The following is a 17,697-nucleotide window of genomic DNA, read 5'->3' on the forward strand; positions in this document are numbered from 1 at the left end:
AGAACAGTTTTTTGTTCTTTATGAGTAAACATTCTTTATTTTAAAAAGTATGAATAATTTAAAATTAAAAACATAAAAAATTTATATATTAAAGATGTTTAATATATTTTATATGATAACAACAGTTGTTAAAACGCATGTATGAAGGTTTTATATGTCTAAAATAATACTATTAATAAAAATTATTATTTGTACTATTATCAGTGTATCCTTACCCTCTTATGCTGAAAAAATAAGAGATTTAACAAGCATACAAGGAATTCGAGATAACCAATTAATTGGTTATGGTTTAATAGTCGGATTAAATGGAACAGGTGATCAATCAACACAAGCTCCTTTCACAAAGCAGTCTTTAAACAATATGTTATCTCAATTAGGTGTTGCTGTTCCACCTAATATTAATATGCATTTAAGAAATGTAGCGGCAGTAATTGTAACTGCAAACTTACCTCCTTTTAGTCACACAGGTGAAAAAATAGATATAAAAGTTGCATCCATAGGAAATGCTAAAAGTCTTAAAGGAGGCACCTTATTAATGACACCGTTGAAAGGAACAGATAATCAAATTTATGCTATTGCTCAAGGAGAAATATTAACATCCGAAAAACATCATCTTGAAAAAAGAATGCGATATCTTAGAGATAATCAGGAGAATTCTGGAACGATAAATAATGGTGCTACAATCGAACGTGAAGTACATACTACTTTTGGCAAGAACAACACAATCAATTTACAATTAAATGAAGAAAATTTTAGTACAGCACAAAGAATTAGTGATATGATCAATATCAAATATCCAGATACGGCAACGCCGATTAATTCTAAAACAGTCCAATTAAACACTTCTGCTAATAATAATGTACAAGTACATATGCTTTCTAACATTCAGGATATAGATGTATCATTACCTGATCAAGAAGCTAAAGTTCTAGTCAATCCACGCACCGGATCTGTTGTTATGAATCAATCAGTAAAATTAGGCTCATGTATTGTATCTAATGGAAATATCTCTATAATGTTAAATGAAATTATTAATAAAAATAAAGATTTTGATTTTTTAAAATTATTTAAAAAAAATCAAACAAAAAAAAACATATCAGATGCGTCAATCAATAAAAACTACATGGATCGTATCTCTTTAAATAAAGTGAACTTAAATCATATAATACAATCTTTAAATTTATTAGGAACTAGATCAGAGGAATTAATATCAATTTTGCAATTAATGAAAAATGCCGGATGTCTTAACGCTAAATTGGAAATTGTTTAATGAACGATAATTTATTATTATTAAATAGTTCAAATCATAATGTAAAATTTATTGATGAACTAAAATATCACGTGCGCACAAACCCAAAAAAATATTCTTTGCAAACTGCTAGAGAAGTAGAAAGTATATTTATTCAAATATTATTAAAAAGTATGAGAAATGCGTTGCCAAAAAATAGTTTTTTAGATAATAACCAAAGCTTGTTGTATAGAGAAATATATGATCAAGCTATTTCAAAAGAAATCAGTAAAAAAGGCATAGGATTAACTGAGATTATATTAAAACAAATTGAATATAAAAAAAACTTAACATAACCTATAGAAACATTAAAGTTTAAAAAAGGATAATATAATGAGTGATATATTCAACTCTGTTATATCTGGCATTAATGCAATGAAAACTATGATTGATGATACAGTAGAACAAGTCGATCATCCTTCTAGAAATAATGTAAATAAACGAATATTCGTAGAAAATACAGTACAACCACCTGAGACTAGCAATTCAGTTAAAGTACAAGAAATATATGATGATTATAATGATTTTATCGTGGAAGAAAAAAGAAAAACTAATACACAAGTAAAAGAAGATGAAACTACAATTGAACAATTATCAAAACTAGAAGATTTATTAGGTCAAGAAGCAAACACTTTAAGTACAGCTATCAATGCTTTATATGAACAAATAGAAATAGATTTTTCTGATAACGCACTATTTGCAATTGATAATAATTTTCATAATGCAGCCAATAAAGTTACTGATGCAGCAAACAAGTTCGATAAAAAATTACAATTTTTAGAAACAAATGTAAAAAATTTAGTAATAGAAAACATTAATAAAGTTAATAGTTTAATTGATCAAATAGAAAATGCCAACATAGATATTTATTATTTTCCTATAGATAAATCTCCAAAAAAAATTGATGATTTAATTAATAAAAGAGAAAAATTAATAGATGAGTTGAGCGCTTTAATAGACATTAAAATTGTTAAAGATAAAAACAATTATGAAATTTATTTGGATAACAATTTTTGTATTTTAGATAAACATCAAAAAAAACATTTCATCGCTCTTACATCTAGTGAAGATGAAAAATATATAAGTATAGGATATTTTGATGAGCAAAAAAAACAAACACAAAAAATAGAAAATATCATTTCCACTGGTGTTTTAGGGGCTCTTTTAACATTTCGTAGAGACGAATTAAGTGCTGCAAGAAATACCATAGGACAATTAATAGCACGGTTTTCCGAATATATGAACCATCAACTAGTATTAGAAGCTGATCAATTCAGAAGAATTGGAAAACCAAGATTGTACATTTCTAATCCTATAGTGTTAGCTGATGTTGCCAATCATTCTTCACATAAAACCACGGCAATTTGGCTGGCAAGTGCACATTCTCAGAATACTGATTATATCGTATCTTTTCAAAACAATCATTGGTTCGTGACTAGACTAGCAGATCATCAACAAATTCAATTCAGCGTAATCAACAGTAAGAATGGTAATGTATCAATTGTTTTTGATGATATACAACTCTCGATATCCGGAAAACCTGATAATGGCGATATGTATATGGTCAAACCATATTCTAAAACATTAGAAAAATTAAGATTAATATTAGAGTATGCTGATACAAATGTATTATCATCAGGTCATTACATAACAAAGAATGTTCAAAATAATAAGATTTTATTTAAACCTCGTTTTTTCTATCATCAAGATCATTTTAATCTAGATTATCAAACATTTCATAAATCTATATCTCATAAATGCAATCAATTAAAAGAAGAAGTACCCTTTAAAAGAAATATGGTAAATATTCTTCAAAACAAAAGGGTATCTACGTTAAACAATATTGAAAAAATTTTTCAAAAATTGAATTACGAACAAGAATGTTATCTTGCTAATGTAAGAGTTTTAAAAGTAGCAGAAAGTATTTTTAATGAAATAGTTGATAGTTATAGTTAATAAAATATTCAAGAAAACAAATTTATAAAAAATAAAAACTTACCATAAAAGTAAGTTTTTATTTTTTATTAATAAAAAACTTAATTAATTTTTATCATTCAAATCATTTTTAATTTATTCAGCAAAAAATATTACCAATAAAACGAAAAAAAATTATTTTATTTTAAAAATCGGAGAACTAGAAAAATTAATTGCAGAATGTGCTCCAGCAGATTTGATTCTTTCAGTATTTACTATTTTTTTGAAACGATAAAAATGTTTTTTTGATTCTGTTTTGTTAGCAAGAAAATTAGAAACTTTGGTCACTGGTGCGCTAGATTGATTTTTTTTAACTAATTTTTTTTTATCTTTTTTTGGCAATAATGATGACTCTTGAATTGCAATATTGCTTTGAATTGCATAATCATGTTTTAATGATTGCGCGGTACAATTTTTTCTTTTTATAATTCTATTAGTTTCGAATTGTTTGCATTCTGTATGTTTGCTTTTTGAATTTAAAGGCCATTGTTCATTTTTTATTCTATGTTTTGTAACAATAGAAGATGTGTTAGATTTTTTTTTAAAAAGAATTCTATTATTTATCTTTGTTTTACATATTTTCAAAATAGGATATTTAATCCAAACTTTACTTAAAGATACATCTAAAGAAGGAAAAGCCGACATGATTAAGGTATCAAGGTTAAAATCACTATTATTCAAAAAATGATGTTTGATATTTTTTTTATTAACATTGTTAGATATATCTAAAATACATTTTGATTTATCAAAATCTTTTTTATTACAGTTTTTAACAAGAACATTGTTATTATTGTAGAGAAAATTTTTTTGAATATATTTTTTCTCTGCATAAGCACTGTTTATTAATGCATTTTTATTGTTCAAATTTTTTTTCGAATCAATTATTTTATTATAAAATAAATTGTTTTTTTTAAATATGTTGAATATTTTTTTATGTGTAAATTTAAGTTTTTTGTCTATTAAACCATGATATTTTTGTAACGTTTTAAAATTATTATCCTTAATATTGAGATGATTTGATGAATTTTTAATACAGTTCATGTTAAAATTATATTCTTTTTTAGGCAACTTGTTTAAAACAAATTCTTTTTTTTTAACATCAACACAATTGTTACTTTGAACTGTCTCTCTTTTGAGAGTATGATTGGAAAATAAAATATTTTTAATAAAAAAAGAACTTTTTAACCAAGTAATAAATTTAAAAATAAAGTTCTTGTTGACTGATAACAAACTAAAAGAATTTTTAATATGACTTTTTTTTCCTGAAAAATATTTTTTTGCATCAATTAATTCTTTATCATGATGTTCAAAAAGATAAGATTTAGAAAAATCTAATGCTTTTTTTCTTTTTTTTTCTAATTTGTTCTGTTTAAAAAAGTACATGTTTTTATTTTTTTTAACATTGTCACGATTAGAATTATTTGCATGAATGTTTTCATTTTTTCTTATTCTAGAAACAGAATAATGTGGTGTTTTCATTTTTTTGCTTGGAACAATAATAGTTTTCCCTCCAGCTTGACGTTGTTCTATTGCATATACTGCGTCTCGTTTTTCATTTAATAAATAAGAAGCTATTTCTATCGGAACTATAGCATGAACTTCATGTGTATTTTCTTTCAATGCTTCTTCTTCAATCAAACGCAAAATAGATAAAGATAAAGATTCATTATCTCGAATCGTTCCTGTTCCAGTGCATCTTGGGCAAATATGATGACTAGATTCACCTAAAGATGAACTCAATCTTTGTCTAGACATTTCTAATAAACCAAATTTAGAGATTTGACCAATTTGAATACGAGCTCGATCTTCACGTGTAATTTCGCGTAATTTATTTTCAATTGCTCTCTGATGACTTATCGGTGTCATATCTATAAAATCAATTACTATTAGACCGCCTAAATCTCTTAAACGTAATTGACGAGAAATTTCATCTACAGCTTCGAGATTTGTATTAAATGCTGTTGATTCAATGTCTATGCCATTTGTAGAGCGAGACGAGTTAATATCAATAGCGGTTAAGGCTTCTGTACTATCAACCATAATAGAACCTCCGGAAGGCAAACGTACTGTTCTTTGAAAAGCAGAATTGATTTGCGCTTCAATTTGAAAATAACTAAACAGAGGAACATCTCCAGTATACAATTTTATTTTATTAATAAAATCTGGTCGACCTAAAAAGGTAATATGTTCACGTGCTAAACTAAGTATCTTAGGATTATCAATTAAGATTTCTCCAATATCTTGCCTTAAATAATCCCTAAAAGCTCGCACAATAACATTGCTTTCTTGATAAATTAAAAATGGCGCAGAACGTTTTTTTGCAATTTTTTGAATTGTATCCCAATGTTGTAGTCGTAATGATAAATCCCACTTTAATGATTCTATAGATTTTCCTGCTCCAGCAGTGCGAACAATTAAACTCATATCTTCAGGTAGTTTTAACGATAATAATAATTCTTTTAATATTATTCTATCATGACCTTCGATTCTTCTAGATATTCCAGAAGATTTAGGATTATTTGGCATCAGTACCAAATAGCTACCAGCTAAACTAATAAAAGTAGTTAATGCTGCTCCTTTTTTGCCTCTTTCTTCTTTATGTATTTGAACAATAATCTCTTGTCCTTCTTTTAAAACATCTTTGATGTTAATGCGAACATGATTAACATCACATTTTAAAAAATAGCTTTTAGAAATTTCTTTTAGTGGTAAAAAACCGTGTTTTTCTTCACCATAATCTACAAATGCAGCTTCTAAACTAGGTTCTATACGAGCTATTTTTGCTTTGTATATGTTTGATTTTTTTTGTTCTGATCCTGAATTTTCTATATCGAGATCATATAAACGTTGACCATCAACGAGAGCTACACGCAATTCTTCCTGCTGAGTTGCGTTAATTAACATTCTTTTCATTGTACTGTTTTCTCTCTTATTTTTATAAATAAGTAAAAATATCAACAGGAAATATAAATGAGCAAAAAATTTTTTATTATAATAAGATGCATTTATTTAACATACCTATAAAAATAAGTGTTGTATAAACAATTTCAAATAAAAAGAAATTTAAATATATAAAAAAAAATTGATATACACAGTGACTCTTTTAATAAATATAATATAATTAAAAATATTAAAATCATTATTTCTTTGAATTTACTGCATAATAAATAATTAGAATAATATATTTATGCCAACAATTATATTATAATAAATATAAAATTAAAAAAATTACCTAACATAAAGAGATTTTTTTAATGCAATATATAACACTTCCTGTATCTATTATATATGCTAATAAGGATATGATAAATCAAAGATTAGATAATTTTATTCGTAAAAAATATAAAAAAATTCCTAATAGTATGATTTATAGAATTATTAGAACAGGAAAAATACGAATTAATAAAAAAAGAATCAAGCCTTCTTATAAATTAAAATTAGGAGACATATTAAAAATTCCACCAATAAAAATTTTAAAAAATAAAAACAATATTTTATTTTCTTCAAATCAAGCAAAAATGTTAACTGACAGTATTATATATGAAGATAATGATTTATTAATTATCAATAAACCTGCAGGAATTGCCGTACATGGTGGAAGTGGATTATCTTTTGGAATAATAGAATATTTTAGAAAATTACGTCCATTAGAAAAATTTCTGGAACTTGTTCATCGTATTGATCGTGAAACTTCAGGTGTATTAATGTTAGCGAAAAAACGATCCGCTTTAATTTCTTTGCACCAACAATTACGAGCACAAAAAATCAAAAAAACATATATAGCATTAGTACATGGATTATGGCCAAAAAAATTAAATAGAATATTTCAACCATTATCTAAAATAAAATTAAATAATACAAAAAAAAAAGTATTTGTGAGCGATTCTGGAAAACCTTCAGAAACTTTTTTTAAAATAAAAAAACAGTTTGATTCATCAACATTACTGTCTATTTTTCCAAAAACTGGTCGAACACATCAAATCCGAGTACATACTTCATATATTGGTCATCCAATTTTTTTTGATGAAAGATATGGAAATAATAATTTTGATCAAAATATTAAATACAAAAACAATACAACAAGACTTTTATTACATGCTACAGAAATTAATTTTATTCATCCAAAAACCAATCATGCAATATGTATAAAATCACCTTTAGATAAAACATTTACCGCATATTTAAAAAATATGATTTAAGTTGTCAGAAATATATTATAAAAAATTTTTTTAAACAATTAAATATTACTACATCAAAGAGAATTATATCAATGGCTGTTCAAAAAAATAAACCTACTCGTTCTAAAAGAGGTATGAGACGATCTCATGATTTTTTGTTAAATCCAACATTGTCTATAGATAAATTTTGTGGAGAAACACATATACGACATCATATTACTCATAATGGATATTACAAAGGAAAAAAAATAATTTAAGAAATAATATATGGTACTTATACTTGAGTACCATATATTATTCATAACAATATAAAGATATTTTAATACTATAAAAAAGTACATTATTTTAAAAAAGGTTATCTGGACATGACTCTATTTGCAATGTTATTCCCAGGACAAGGTTCAGAATATATAGGCATGTTATCTTCATTTTCTTATAATAATTATATTATTAAACATACTTTTAACGAAGCATCAGATTATATAAAATTTAATTTACTAAAATTAGTAAAAGAAGGACCAAAAGAAAAACTGAATCAAAATCAGTATAAACAATCTGCAATATTAACCACATCTGTTGCGATATACCGACTATGGAGAAATAAATATGGAAAAATTCCATCATTAATATCAGGACATAGTCTTGGCGAATATTCTGCTTTAGTATGCGCTAAGTCTATCAAATTTTCTGATGCATTAAAGCTTGTTTTTTTGCGTGGTATATTAATGGAAAAAACAAGCATTAATCGTCCTGTTTTAATGAAAGCAATTATTGGTTTAGATCAGAAAAAAGTTGAAAAGGCTTGTTCAATTGCCTCAAAAAATGGCATTGTGAGTATAGCTAGCATTAATTCTCTAAACCAAATTGTTATTTCAGGAGATGCAAAAGCTGTATGTGAAGCTAGTCTATATTGCAAAAATATTGGCGCTAAAAATATACTACGACTAAACATCAATGTTCCAGCGCATTGTAAAATAATGAAACCAGTTTCTAAGAGATTAAAAAAAATGTTAGATAGAATTCCTATATACTCTCCAATCATTCCAATTATTAACAATGTTGATGTGAAAATTGAATATAGTGAAAAAAACATTAAAACTGCACTCATACGACAAATTTATCACTCTGTAAAATGGAACAATATTATTAATTTAATACAATTAAAAAAAATTTTTATAATGTTAGAAGTAGGACCTAATAAAATTTTAACGAATTTAAATAAAAAAAATAAAAACATTATTTCATTGCATACCGATCGTTTAAACAATTTTTTACAAGCATTTAATTACATCAACAATCAAAATGAATAAAAAAAAAAAGTAGCCTTAGTTACTGGTGCGAGTCGTGGAATAGGAAGAGCAATTGCAAAAGAACTATCTAAACATGGCATTCAAATAATTGGTACAGCCACAAATAAAAATGGTGTGAATATTATCAATAAATATTTAAAAAAAAATGGATTTGGTTTGATTTTAAAGCTTTCAACAGACAGCTCTATGAAGGAAGATATCAAGAAAATTTATCAAAAATATCAAATTGATATACTTATTAACAATGCAGGTACTACAAAAGATAATCTATTAATTAAAATGACTGAAAAAGAATGGTACGACGTTATTCAAATTAATTTAAACTCAATATTTTATTTAACAAAACATTGTATTAAATCTATGATACAAAAAAAATACGGAAGAATAGTAACAATTGGATCAATAATTGGGTATATAGGGAACAAAGGTCAAATAAATTATAGTACTTCAAAATCTGGATTGATAGGTTTTCATAAATCATTAGCATTAGAAGTTGCTTCAAAAGGGATTACTGTAAATATGGTTTCTCCAGGATTGATTAAAACAGATTTAACAAAAAATTTTCATGCTCAACAATATCAAAAATATTTATCGCTCATTCCAATGAAGAAACTAGGAGATCCTGAAGATATTGCTCATGCTGTTATGTTTTTAGTTTCTGAAAAAGCATCATATATAACTGGTCAGACATTACATGTTAACGGAGGTATGTTTATGGTATAATATGTATAAAATATTTTGTATAAAACATAGACAAAAAATGGAATGTATAAAAAATGAATAAAATTGAAGAACGTATAAAAAAAATTATCATTGAAAAATTAGATATAGAAGAAAAAAAAGTTTTCAAAAACTCTTCCTTGATAGAAGATCTTGGAGCTGATTCACTTGACATAGTAGAATTAATTATGGCTTTAGAAGAAGAATTTGACATTGAAATTTCAGATGAAGAAGCAGAAAAAATCAATACAATAAATAATGCTATTGAATACATTCAATATCGATTAAATAAAAATGCAAAAAAATAAATTTATTGTAATTGAAGGGTTAGAGGGTGCAGGAAAAACGCATGCCTGCAAATGTATTAGAAACACATTACAAGAACATAATATTAAAAATATCATCTTAGTAAGACAACCAGGCGGTACACCTATCGCAGAAAAAATAAGACAGTTAACAAAAAAAATCAGTCAAGAAAAAATCGTTAAAGAAACTGAATTATTATTAATGTATGCCGCAAGAATACAGTTAGTTGAAACAATAATAAAACCTGCATTAAAAAATGGAAAATGGGTCATCTCTGACCGTCATAGTTTATCTTCTTTAGCCTATCAAGGTGGAGGTTTAGGAATTAAAAAAAAAATTATACTGCAATTACACGATTTATTTTTAAAAAATTTTTTTCCAGATTTAACAATTTACTTAGATGTAACTCCAAAAATAGGATTAAAAAGAGTTGCAAATCGAAGTTTATTAGATCAAATTGAAAGTAGATCTGTAAATTTTTTTAAAAAAACCAGAGCAGTTTATTTGAAAAATATTAATAATAATGAAAATTTTATTAAAATTAATGCTAATTTAAACATTCATACTGTAACTAAAAAGATTACAAAAGAATTATCTAATTGGCTAAAAAAAAATCAATGAAATTATATCCTTGGCTCAGACAAACATATAAAAATATTATTTATCAATATAAAAAAAAGACAGCTCATCATGCTATTTTAATAAAAACACAAAAAGGATTAGGCACATCTGAACTAATCTGGTTCATCAGTAAATGGTTATTATGTCTTAAACGTATTGATATATACTTTTGCAACCAATGTCATGGATGCACATTAATGAATGCTCATAACCATCCAGATTGGCATAATTTCAAAAATGAAAAAAATGAGAAATTGCAAGTAGATGATGTAAGAAAAATTAATAATAAAATTTTTAAAAGTGCACAACAAGGTGGTCCTAAAATTATTTTTTTGGAAAATATTAAAAACTTGACAGAACCTGCAATGAATGCATTTTTAAAAACACTAGAAGAACCACCAAAAAATACTTGGTTTTTAATTATAAACTATCACAGCTTAGATATCTTTGCAACATTACATAGTCGTTGTGTTTTGTATAAAGTGTTTACTCCAACAGAAAAAGATAGTTTGCAATGGTTAAATAACAATCAAATTAACAATGATGCATTATATTTAACTGCATTACGCATTAATGCAGGTTCTCCTATATCTTCAAAAAAATTTCTCGATGGAACATTATGGATGGAACGAATCAAGTTCTATCAACATTTTATTAAAGCTTTTAAAAAAAAAGATTTACTTGAATTATTAAAAATATTAAATACAACTAATACTCACACTAAAATTAACTGGATATGTTCACTATTATTAGATGCTATTAAATTTCATTATACTCAAGACCAATATTTAATTAATCTTGATCAATTAGAAATTATTAAATTTTTGTCTAAGAATTATACAAATGATGTTTTAGATATTAGCATTCGAAATTGGATGCAGTGTAGATATAGATTATTAAATATATCTGGAATAAATTATGAGTTATTGATGGCAGAACAATTGCTGCGGTGGGAAACAATACTACATTTTTAAACTGTTAATTCATTGTACAATTTTTTATAAAAATAAGAGATAAAAAAATTATGTTTTTAACAGATTCACATTGTCACATTGATAAATTAAATTATCATTATATACATAAAAATATAGAAGATGTCTTAAAGAAATCTTATGAACAAAATGTGAAATCTTTATTAACAGTATCTACTTCTATAAAGAATTTTTATCATATTCAAAAATTATTCAAACAATACCACTCTATTTTTTATTCTTGTGGTGTGCATCCAGTATATTGTCAAAGAGAGTTAAAAAAATTTCTTAAATTACAAGTGTTGTCTGATAAAATAACAGAATTGTCTTCTATAAAACGCGTGATAGCTTTAGGAGAAACTGGTTTAGACTATTATTATTCAACAGAAAATAAACATATTCAACAAACATTTTTCCGAGAACATATTAGAATTGCGATTAAATTAAAAAAACCAATTATAGTGCATTCTCGAAATGCTATTCACGATACTATAAAAATTCTAAAAGAAGAAAATGCACAAATATGCAAAGGAATCTTGCATTCTTTTACTGAAGATTATAATGCAGCAAGAAAACTATTAGATATGGGATTTTATATTTCTTTTTCTGGCATTATTACGTTTAAAAATTCTACATCGTTACAAGAAACAATAAAAAAAATACCATTATCAAGTTTATTAATAGAAACTGATTCACCATATTTGTCACCGGTTCCATATCGAGGACAAGAAAATCAACCAGCATACCTATTCAATATAGCAGAATATATTTCTTCTTTAATTAATATAGACTTAAAAAAATTAGCAGAAACTACAACAAATAATTTTCGCACATTGTTTAATCTCAAAGCATAAGTATTTTATTAAAAAATGCCATCAGCATTATCGAGATTGATTCAAAAAAATCAATAATATTTTATGAATTTATATTTTTATGTGTTTCTAGGAGTCCTTTACAGTGTTTAAAAACGTATTTGCACACCTTCAACAAGTTGGTAAATCACTTATGCTGCCTGTTTCAGTATTACCTATTGCAGGAATACTTTTAGGAATAGGATCAGCACATTTTAGTTTATTACCAGATATTATTTCTCAAATTATGGCTCAAACAGGAAGTTCAGTATTTAATAATATGCCTTTAATTTTTGCAATTGGTGTTGCTCTCGGTTTTACAAAAAACGATGGTGTTGCTGCATTAGCAGCAGTAGTATCTTATGGTATTTTAATTGCAACATTATCTGTATTTGAACCAATTACTATCAATAATAATATTGATGTTATAAAAAACAAACATATGGCCGACACAGGAATATTAGGAGGTATTATTTCTGGAACAATCGCAGCGTATATGTTTAACAAATTTTATCGTATTCAGTTACCAGAATATTTAGGTTTTTTTTCTGGAAAAAGATTTATTCCGATTATTTCAGGTTTATCTGCAATATTAATAGGTTTAATATTATCTTTTATATGGCCTCCAATTGGTAAAGGTATTCAAATATTTTCTCAATGGGCTGCGTATCAAAATCCTATTCTCGCTTTTACTATATATGGATTAGTAGAAAGAGCATTAGTACCATTTGGATTACACCATATATGGAATGTACCATTTCAAATGCAAATCGGAGAATATACTAATTCTGTAGGACAAGTTTTTCATGGAGATATTGCACGATACATGGCTGGAGATTCTACAGCTGGAAATTTATCAGGAGGATTTATTTTTAAAATGTATGGTCTTCCTGGTGCTGCATTAGCTATTTGGAAAACAGCAAAAGCAGAAAATAAATCTAAAATCGGTAGCATCATGATTTCATCCGCTTTAACAGCTTTTTTAACAGGTATTACCGAACCTATTGAGTTTTCTTTTATTATTGTAGCTCCGATTTTATATGTGATTCATTCTATATTAGCTGGCTTATCTTTTGCTCTTTGTATCTTTTTAGATATGCGAGCGGGAACTAGTTTTTCACACGGACTAATAGATTTTATAATATTAAGCGGAAACAGTCATCATATATTTTATTTTCCTTTTATTGGTATGATTTATGGAGTTTTATACTATGTTATATTTTATTTAGTCATTGTGAATTTTAATCTACCAACACCGGGACGAGAAGAAAATCAGAATAAAAATCGATTAAAAAGTAATGTTGAAATTGCGCCATATATTGTAGAAGCGTTAGGTGGAAAAAATAATATAAAAAATTTAGATGCATGTATTACTAGGCTAAGAATCACGGTTTTAGACATATCTCAAGTCAATCAAGATCAGCTAAAAAATCTTGGTGCAGCAGGAATAATGATTTCAGGATTGGGAATTCAAGCTGTTTTTGGAACCAGATCTGAAAATATAAAAACATCTATAGATGAATATATAAAACACAGCACATGACAAAAAATATTAAAAAATTTTCAAAAAACCTACACAATGAGCATTTTAATCATGTCAAATTATTTCATTTTTCAAGATATTATTCATAAAAAAACACCTTCAAATATCGTTTACCAAGATCAATATATTACTGCGTTTGAAGATATTAAACCTAAAGCGCCAATACATATATTAATTGTTCCTAATATTTTTATTGCATCATCAAATGATATAAATATTGAAAATAAAAATATTTTAGCAGATATGTTTTATGTAGCCATCAACATAGCAAAAAACAAAAACATTCATCAAACAGGATATAGAATTATTGTAAATTGTAACAAACATGGCGGACAAGAAATTGATTATCTTCATATGCATTTATTAGGCGGCAAAAAGCTGAGTAAATTATGATTTAACCGATAAAGAATATTAAACAACAAGGATACCAGTTGATTAAAAAATTTTTTTATATATTTTGCATGATAATCTTTATAAATAGTTGCAATGTTGCCAAAAAAGAAAAAAACATATTTTTCAACATAGATGCAGCAATAGAAAATATTGTTATACAACTTTTACAATCTAAAAATATAATTATCAACAAAAATACATTATTCTTCGCGCATACCTTAAACAACAATGGCACTATTAACATAAATGCAAAAAAAATCACAGACATTATAAAAAACACAATTACAAAATATAATGATAAAATTATCTTTATTAGCGAAAAAAAAATTAATCAAAGCAAACAAAAATTAGGATTATCTAATGAAAAAAATGTAAGAAATACTAGTATTGCAATATTATTATCTCGAAGTAATCATGCTGAATACTATTTAGAAAGCAATGTTTCAGGATACACAAAACCTTTTTTATTAACATTAAAATTAATTTTAACAAAAACAGGAGAAATAATATTTTTAAAAACAGCAAAATTTAATTATTAAAATAGTTTGTCTTTAACAGTTTTTGAAAGAACAAAAATATATTTAAAAAAAGGGTAATTTTAATAAAGAACAGTTCTTTCTACTGAAAAATTATATGATATGAATATATTATGCTCTTGTGCAAAAAACACATATTTAACATGATATGAATCATATTATAATTCAGTAGAAAGTTCTAACTGTTAATTTTTAAATGCTATATTGCATAGTTAATTATTCAGATCAAGATACGATTGAACAAAATTAAAATTGATACACGAGCCCTGCAGCAATAACATTATCTGTAGTCATATTATGTTTTTTAATAAATTTATTGTTATTTTTTAATAAATTAATTTTATAATTCATATATGTAGAAATATTTTTATTGAACTCATAACGAGTAGAAATATTAATTTGTCTTGCTAATTCCCAAGTATTTTCGTTAGATTCATTTTGTACAGTTGAATTTTGTCCTTTAGCATCTAAGTAACTTAAAGAAGGATAAAATCCCGAATGAAAATCATATTCTGCAATCGCTTCTATATTTTCTACTTTATCTACACGTGATTCATTAGAATTATCATCTTGATTGTTTGTGTCAAATAAATTCAAATTCTTTCCTGCGCCATAAAAAGCAGCAATATATAAATCATTTGTATTATATTTAAAACCTAATCCGTATGCATTTACAGAAGGCATTTTTTCATTTACATCTTGTTTATATTTAAATCGATCAGAAGAAAAACAAGAACCAATAGCAGTTAAACCTATATCAGTTTCATACTTGATAGACGCACCCCAAGTTGAGCTATTTTCTTCATTAATAATTTTTTTATTAGATTTATTTTGATATTGCAATGCAAAACTAACACCATCAAATAAACCAAAAATATTGTTATTTCTATATGTAAGTAAACTATTATTTCTACCTATCATGTAATTATCATTTTTAGAAAATAAACCATCTTTAGTAACATAAGGAGTGCGATTAGTTAAAGATTCTACATCATGAAAAATACCATAGTTACGACCATAATCAATCGAACCTAAATCACCATATTTAAAACCAGCATATCCTAAACGAACACTATTAGATTGTTGTTGATTAGTGTGTTTTTCTGGAAATAAAAAATCAGTTTTATATTCCAAAGTAGCATAACTTATTAATTCATCAGTAATGTTTACTTCTCCTAATAGACCCAAAATAGAATGTGTACAGTCTTGATGAGAATTAATTTCTTTTGATGCAAATTTTTGAGAGAATTCATGATTGGGATCAATGCTACCATATAATTCGAGCTTATTACCATTTTTATTAAAAATATCTATTGCATTAGCTCCATTACTTATGGATAAAAACATTGGTATTGCAATTGCTAAATATTTACGATTTATCATAGTTTTTTATACTACCTTTTCAATGAATATATAAAGTATATATTAATTTTCACTAAAAAAAATAATGTTATTTTTTTAAATTTTTATTGTATGAAATCATTCATGTAATAAAAAATTTAATGATTAAATATTAAAAAATTTTTACTAAAAATTAGCATTATTGACGGTTCGTGGAAATGGAACAACATCTTTTATATTAGATATCCCTGTTATATAACACATTAATCTTTCAAAACCCATTCCAAATCCTGAATGTGGAACTGTACCATATCTACGTAAATCTCTATACCACCAATAATCTTCTTTTTTAAAACCTAATTCTAATAAACGTTGATCTAATATTTCAATACGTTCTTCACGTTGTGAACCACCTATTAATTCACCGATTTTCGGCACCAATAAATCTATTGCTGCAACAGTTTTTTTATCGTCATTCAACCTCATGTAAAATGCTTTTAATGATTTTGGATAATTTTTAATGATTACAGGAATTTTGAAATATTTTTCTACAAGAAAACGTTCATGTTCAGAAGATAAATCTATTCCAAAAGAAACAGGTTGTTTAAATCGAATGTTAGCTTTTAGTAAAATATTTACAGCATCTAAATAATCAATACGCACAAAATCTACTGATAATAATGTTTTTAGACGATTAATAATCTCAGAATCAATGTAATTTTTAAGAAAGTTGATTTCTGCAACACAATTTTTCAAAACAGCTTCACAAATATATTTTAACATATCTTCAGCAAAATTGGATATATCATTTAAATCAGAAAACGCAGATTCTACTTCTAACATCCAAAATTCTGCTAAATGACGACTAGTATTAGAATTTTCAGCGCGAAATGTTGGGCCAAATGTATACACTTTAGATAGAGCACAAGCATAAGTTTCTAAGTTTAATTGACCAGAAACGGTCAAAAAAGATTCTTTTCCAAAAAAATCTTTTTTAAAATCGATAGATCCATCTTGATTTTTAGGGATGTTATTCATGTCTAAAGTGGAAACACGAAACATTTCTCCGGTACCTTCAGTATTGAACCCCGTAATAATCGGAGTAGGTACCCAATAATAATATTTTTTAGAAAAAAAACTATGTAAAGATTGCAATATGTAACTTCTGATACGTACTATTACACCTATTAAATTTGTTCTAGACCTTAGATGAGCCACTTCTCTTAAATATTCCATGCTATGTTTTTTAGGAGATATAGGATAAGTATCTGGATTTTTAATTGTACCTAATATTTTGATTTCAGTGGCTTGAATTTCATATTTTTGATTTTTTCCTGAAGATAGCACTATTTTCCCAGTAACTATAACAGAAAACCCAACCGTCAAATGTAAGATATCTTTATAATAATTAGGTAAAGAATTATCAGCGATTACTTGAATAGAATAAAAACATGAACCATCATAAATTATAATAAAAGAAAAACCAGATTTCGAATCTCGTCGAGCTCTAACCCATCCACATACAGTAATGAAACTATTGATTATAATATCATCATTATATATTTCTGATATTGATACTGTATTCATACATGCTTTCCTTTTGACTCATCTAAAAAAATTTTTTTATTATATAACTTATAATATATCAACTTATTTATCTAGATC

Annotated in this window: 16 protein-coding genes and 1 pseudogene; 14 read left to right on the forward strand and 3 right to left on the reverse strand. The window is 25.8% G+C overall.

The features are described 5' to 3' along the window. The first annotated feature begins 154 nt into the window (after positions 1-154). Genes D9V69_RS01720 through D9V69_RS01730 form a run of 3 tightly spaced genes read left to right on the forward strand, consistent with a single transcriptional unit; the run spans position 155 to position 3,244 of the window. The gene (locus D9V69_RS01720) at positions 155-1,270 is read left to right on the forward strand and encodes a flagellar basal body P-ring protein FlgI (RefSeq protein ID WP_158356611.1); all 1,116 of its coding nucleotides are present in this window, start codon (positions 155-157) and stop codon (positions 1,268-1,270) included. After that, positions 1,270-1,584, forward strand: coding sequence for a rod-binding protein (locus D9V69_RS01725; RefSeq protein ID WP_158356612.1), 315 nt, complete (start codon positions 1,270-1,272; stop codon positions 1,582-1,584). The genes D9V69_RS01720 and D9V69_RS01725 overlap by 1 nt, the downstream gene beginning before the upstream one ends. A gap of 37 nt (positions 1,585-1,621) precedes the next feature. Then, positions 1,622-3,244, forward strand: coding sequence for a FlgK family flagellar hook-associated protein (locus D9V69_RS01730; protein WP_158356613.1), 1,623 nt, complete (start codon positions 1,622-1,624; stop codon positions 3,242-3,244). A 153-nt stretch (positions 3,245-3,397) separates the two neighbouring features. On the opposite strand, the gene rne is transcribed toward D9V69_RS01730, so the two are convergent. Continuing rightward, entirely contained in the window at positions 3,398-6,175 is a 2,778-nt protein-coding gene (rne, locus tag D9V69_RS01735) for a ribonuclease E (protein WP_158356614.1), read from the reverse strand. Between the two features lie 341 nt (positions 6,176-6,516). Here rne and rluC point away from each other — a divergent pair, with 341 nt between their 5' ends. The 11 genes and pseudogenes from rluC (at position 6,517) to D9V69_RS01785 (ending at position 14,694) form a co-directional block, all read left to right on the forward strand. After that, complete coding sequence (gene rluC, locus D9V69_RS01740; RefSeq protein ID WP_158356615.1) at positions 6,517-7,461, forward strand: 23S rRNA pseudouridine(955/2504/2580) synthase RluC; 945 nt, start codon at positions 6,517-6,519, stop codon at positions 7,459-7,461. Positions 7,462-7,532: 71 nt separating this feature from the next. Next, positions 7,533-7,697 (forward strand): 50S ribosomal protein L32, encoded by a 165-nt coding sequence (rpmF, locus tag D9V69_RS01745; RefSeq protein WP_158356616.1) that lies wholly within the window; start codon positions 7,533-7,535, stop codon positions 7,695-7,697. Between the two features lie 108 nt (positions 7,698-7,805). After that, a complete protein-coding gene (gene fabD / locus D9V69_RS03090) occupies positions 7,806-8,750 on the forward strand; it encodes an ACP S-malonyltransferase (RefSeq protein WP_187308313.1) in 945 nt (314 codons plus the stop codon). Between the two features lie 3 nt (positions 8,751-8,753). After that, positions 8,754-9,473, forward strand: a pseudogene (locus tag D9V69_RS01750) (beta-ketoacyl-ACP reductase); the annotation flags it as partial. A gap of 53 nt (positions 9,474-9,526) precedes the next feature. Continuing rightward, positions 9,527-9,778 carry an acyl carrier protein gene (gene acpP, locus D9V69_RS01755; RefSeq protein ID WP_158356617.1) on the forward strand — a complete coding sequence of 84 codons (252 nt, stop codon included), beginning with the start codon at positions 9,527-9,529 and terminating at the stop codon, positions 9,776-9,778. Beyond that, positions 9,765-10,397 (forward strand): dTMP kinase, encoded by a 633-nt coding sequence (tmk, locus tag D9V69_RS01760; RefSeq protein ID WP_158356618.1) that lies wholly within the window; start codon positions 9,765-9,767, stop codon positions 10,395-10,397. Before acpP ends, tmk begins: the two co-directional genes overlap by 14 nt. Continuing rightward, positions 10,376-11,371 (forward strand): DNA polymerase III subunit delta' C-terminal domain-containing protein, encoded by a 996-nt coding sequence (locus D9V69_RS01765; protein WP_261979615.1) that lies wholly within the window; start codon positions 10,376-10,378, stop codon positions 11,369-11,371. Before tmk ends, D9V69_RS01765 begins: the two co-directional genes overlap by 22 nt. Before the next feature lie 50 nt (positions 11,372-11,421). Next, a complete protein-coding gene (locus D9V69_RS01770; protein WP_158356619.1) occupies positions 11,422-12,222 on the forward strand; it encodes a TatD family hydrolase in 801 nt (266 codons plus the stop codon). A gap of 103 nt (positions 12,223-12,325) precedes the next feature. Continuing rightward, positions 12,326-13,762 carry a PTS glucose transporter subunit IIBC gene (ptsG, locus tag D9V69_RS01775; RefSeq protein WP_158356620.1) on the forward strand — a complete coding sequence of 479 codons (1,437 nt, stop codon included), beginning with the start codon at positions 12,326-12,328 and terminating at the stop codon, positions 13,760-13,762. Positions 13,763-13,813: 51 nt separating this feature from the next. Continuing rightward, positions 13,814-14,155 carry an HIT domain-containing protein gene (locus D9V69_RS01780; RefSeq protein WP_158356621.1) on the forward strand — a complete coding sequence of 114 codons (342 nt, stop codon included), beginning with the start codon at positions 13,814-13,816 and terminating at the stop codon, positions 14,153-14,155. A gap of 38 nt (positions 14,156-14,193) precedes the next feature. After that, complete coding sequence (locus D9V69_RS01785; RefSeq protein ID WP_158356622.1) at positions 14,194-14,694, forward strand: hypothetical protein; 501 nt, start codon at positions 14,194-14,196, stop codon at positions 14,692-14,694. A gap of 243 nt (positions 14,695-14,937) precedes the next feature. On the opposite strand, the gene D9V69_RS01790 is transcribed toward D9V69_RS01785, so the two are convergent. Further along, positions 14,938-16,074: a porin gene (locus tag D9V69_RS01790; protein ID WP_158356623.1), complete on the reverse strand. Its 1,137-nt coding sequence runs from the start codon at positions 16,072-16,074 to the stop codon at positions 14,938-14,940. A 144-nt stretch (positions 16,075-16,218) separates the two neighbouring features. After that, complete coding sequence (gene asnS / locus D9V69_RS01795; RefSeq protein WP_158356624.1) at positions 16,219-17,619, reverse strand: asparagine--tRNA ligase; 1,401 nt, start codon at positions 17,617-17,619, stop codon at positions 16,219-16,221. Positions 17,620-17,697: the final 78 nt, after the last annotated feature.

The sequence above is a fragment of the Buchnera aphidicola (Hyadaphis tataricae) genome (genome assembly GCF_005081445.1).
In the GTDB taxonomy this organism is placed as follows: Bacteria; Pseudomonadota; Gammaproteobacteria; order Enterobacterales; family Enterobacteriaceae; genus Buchnera; species Buchnera aphidicola_AE.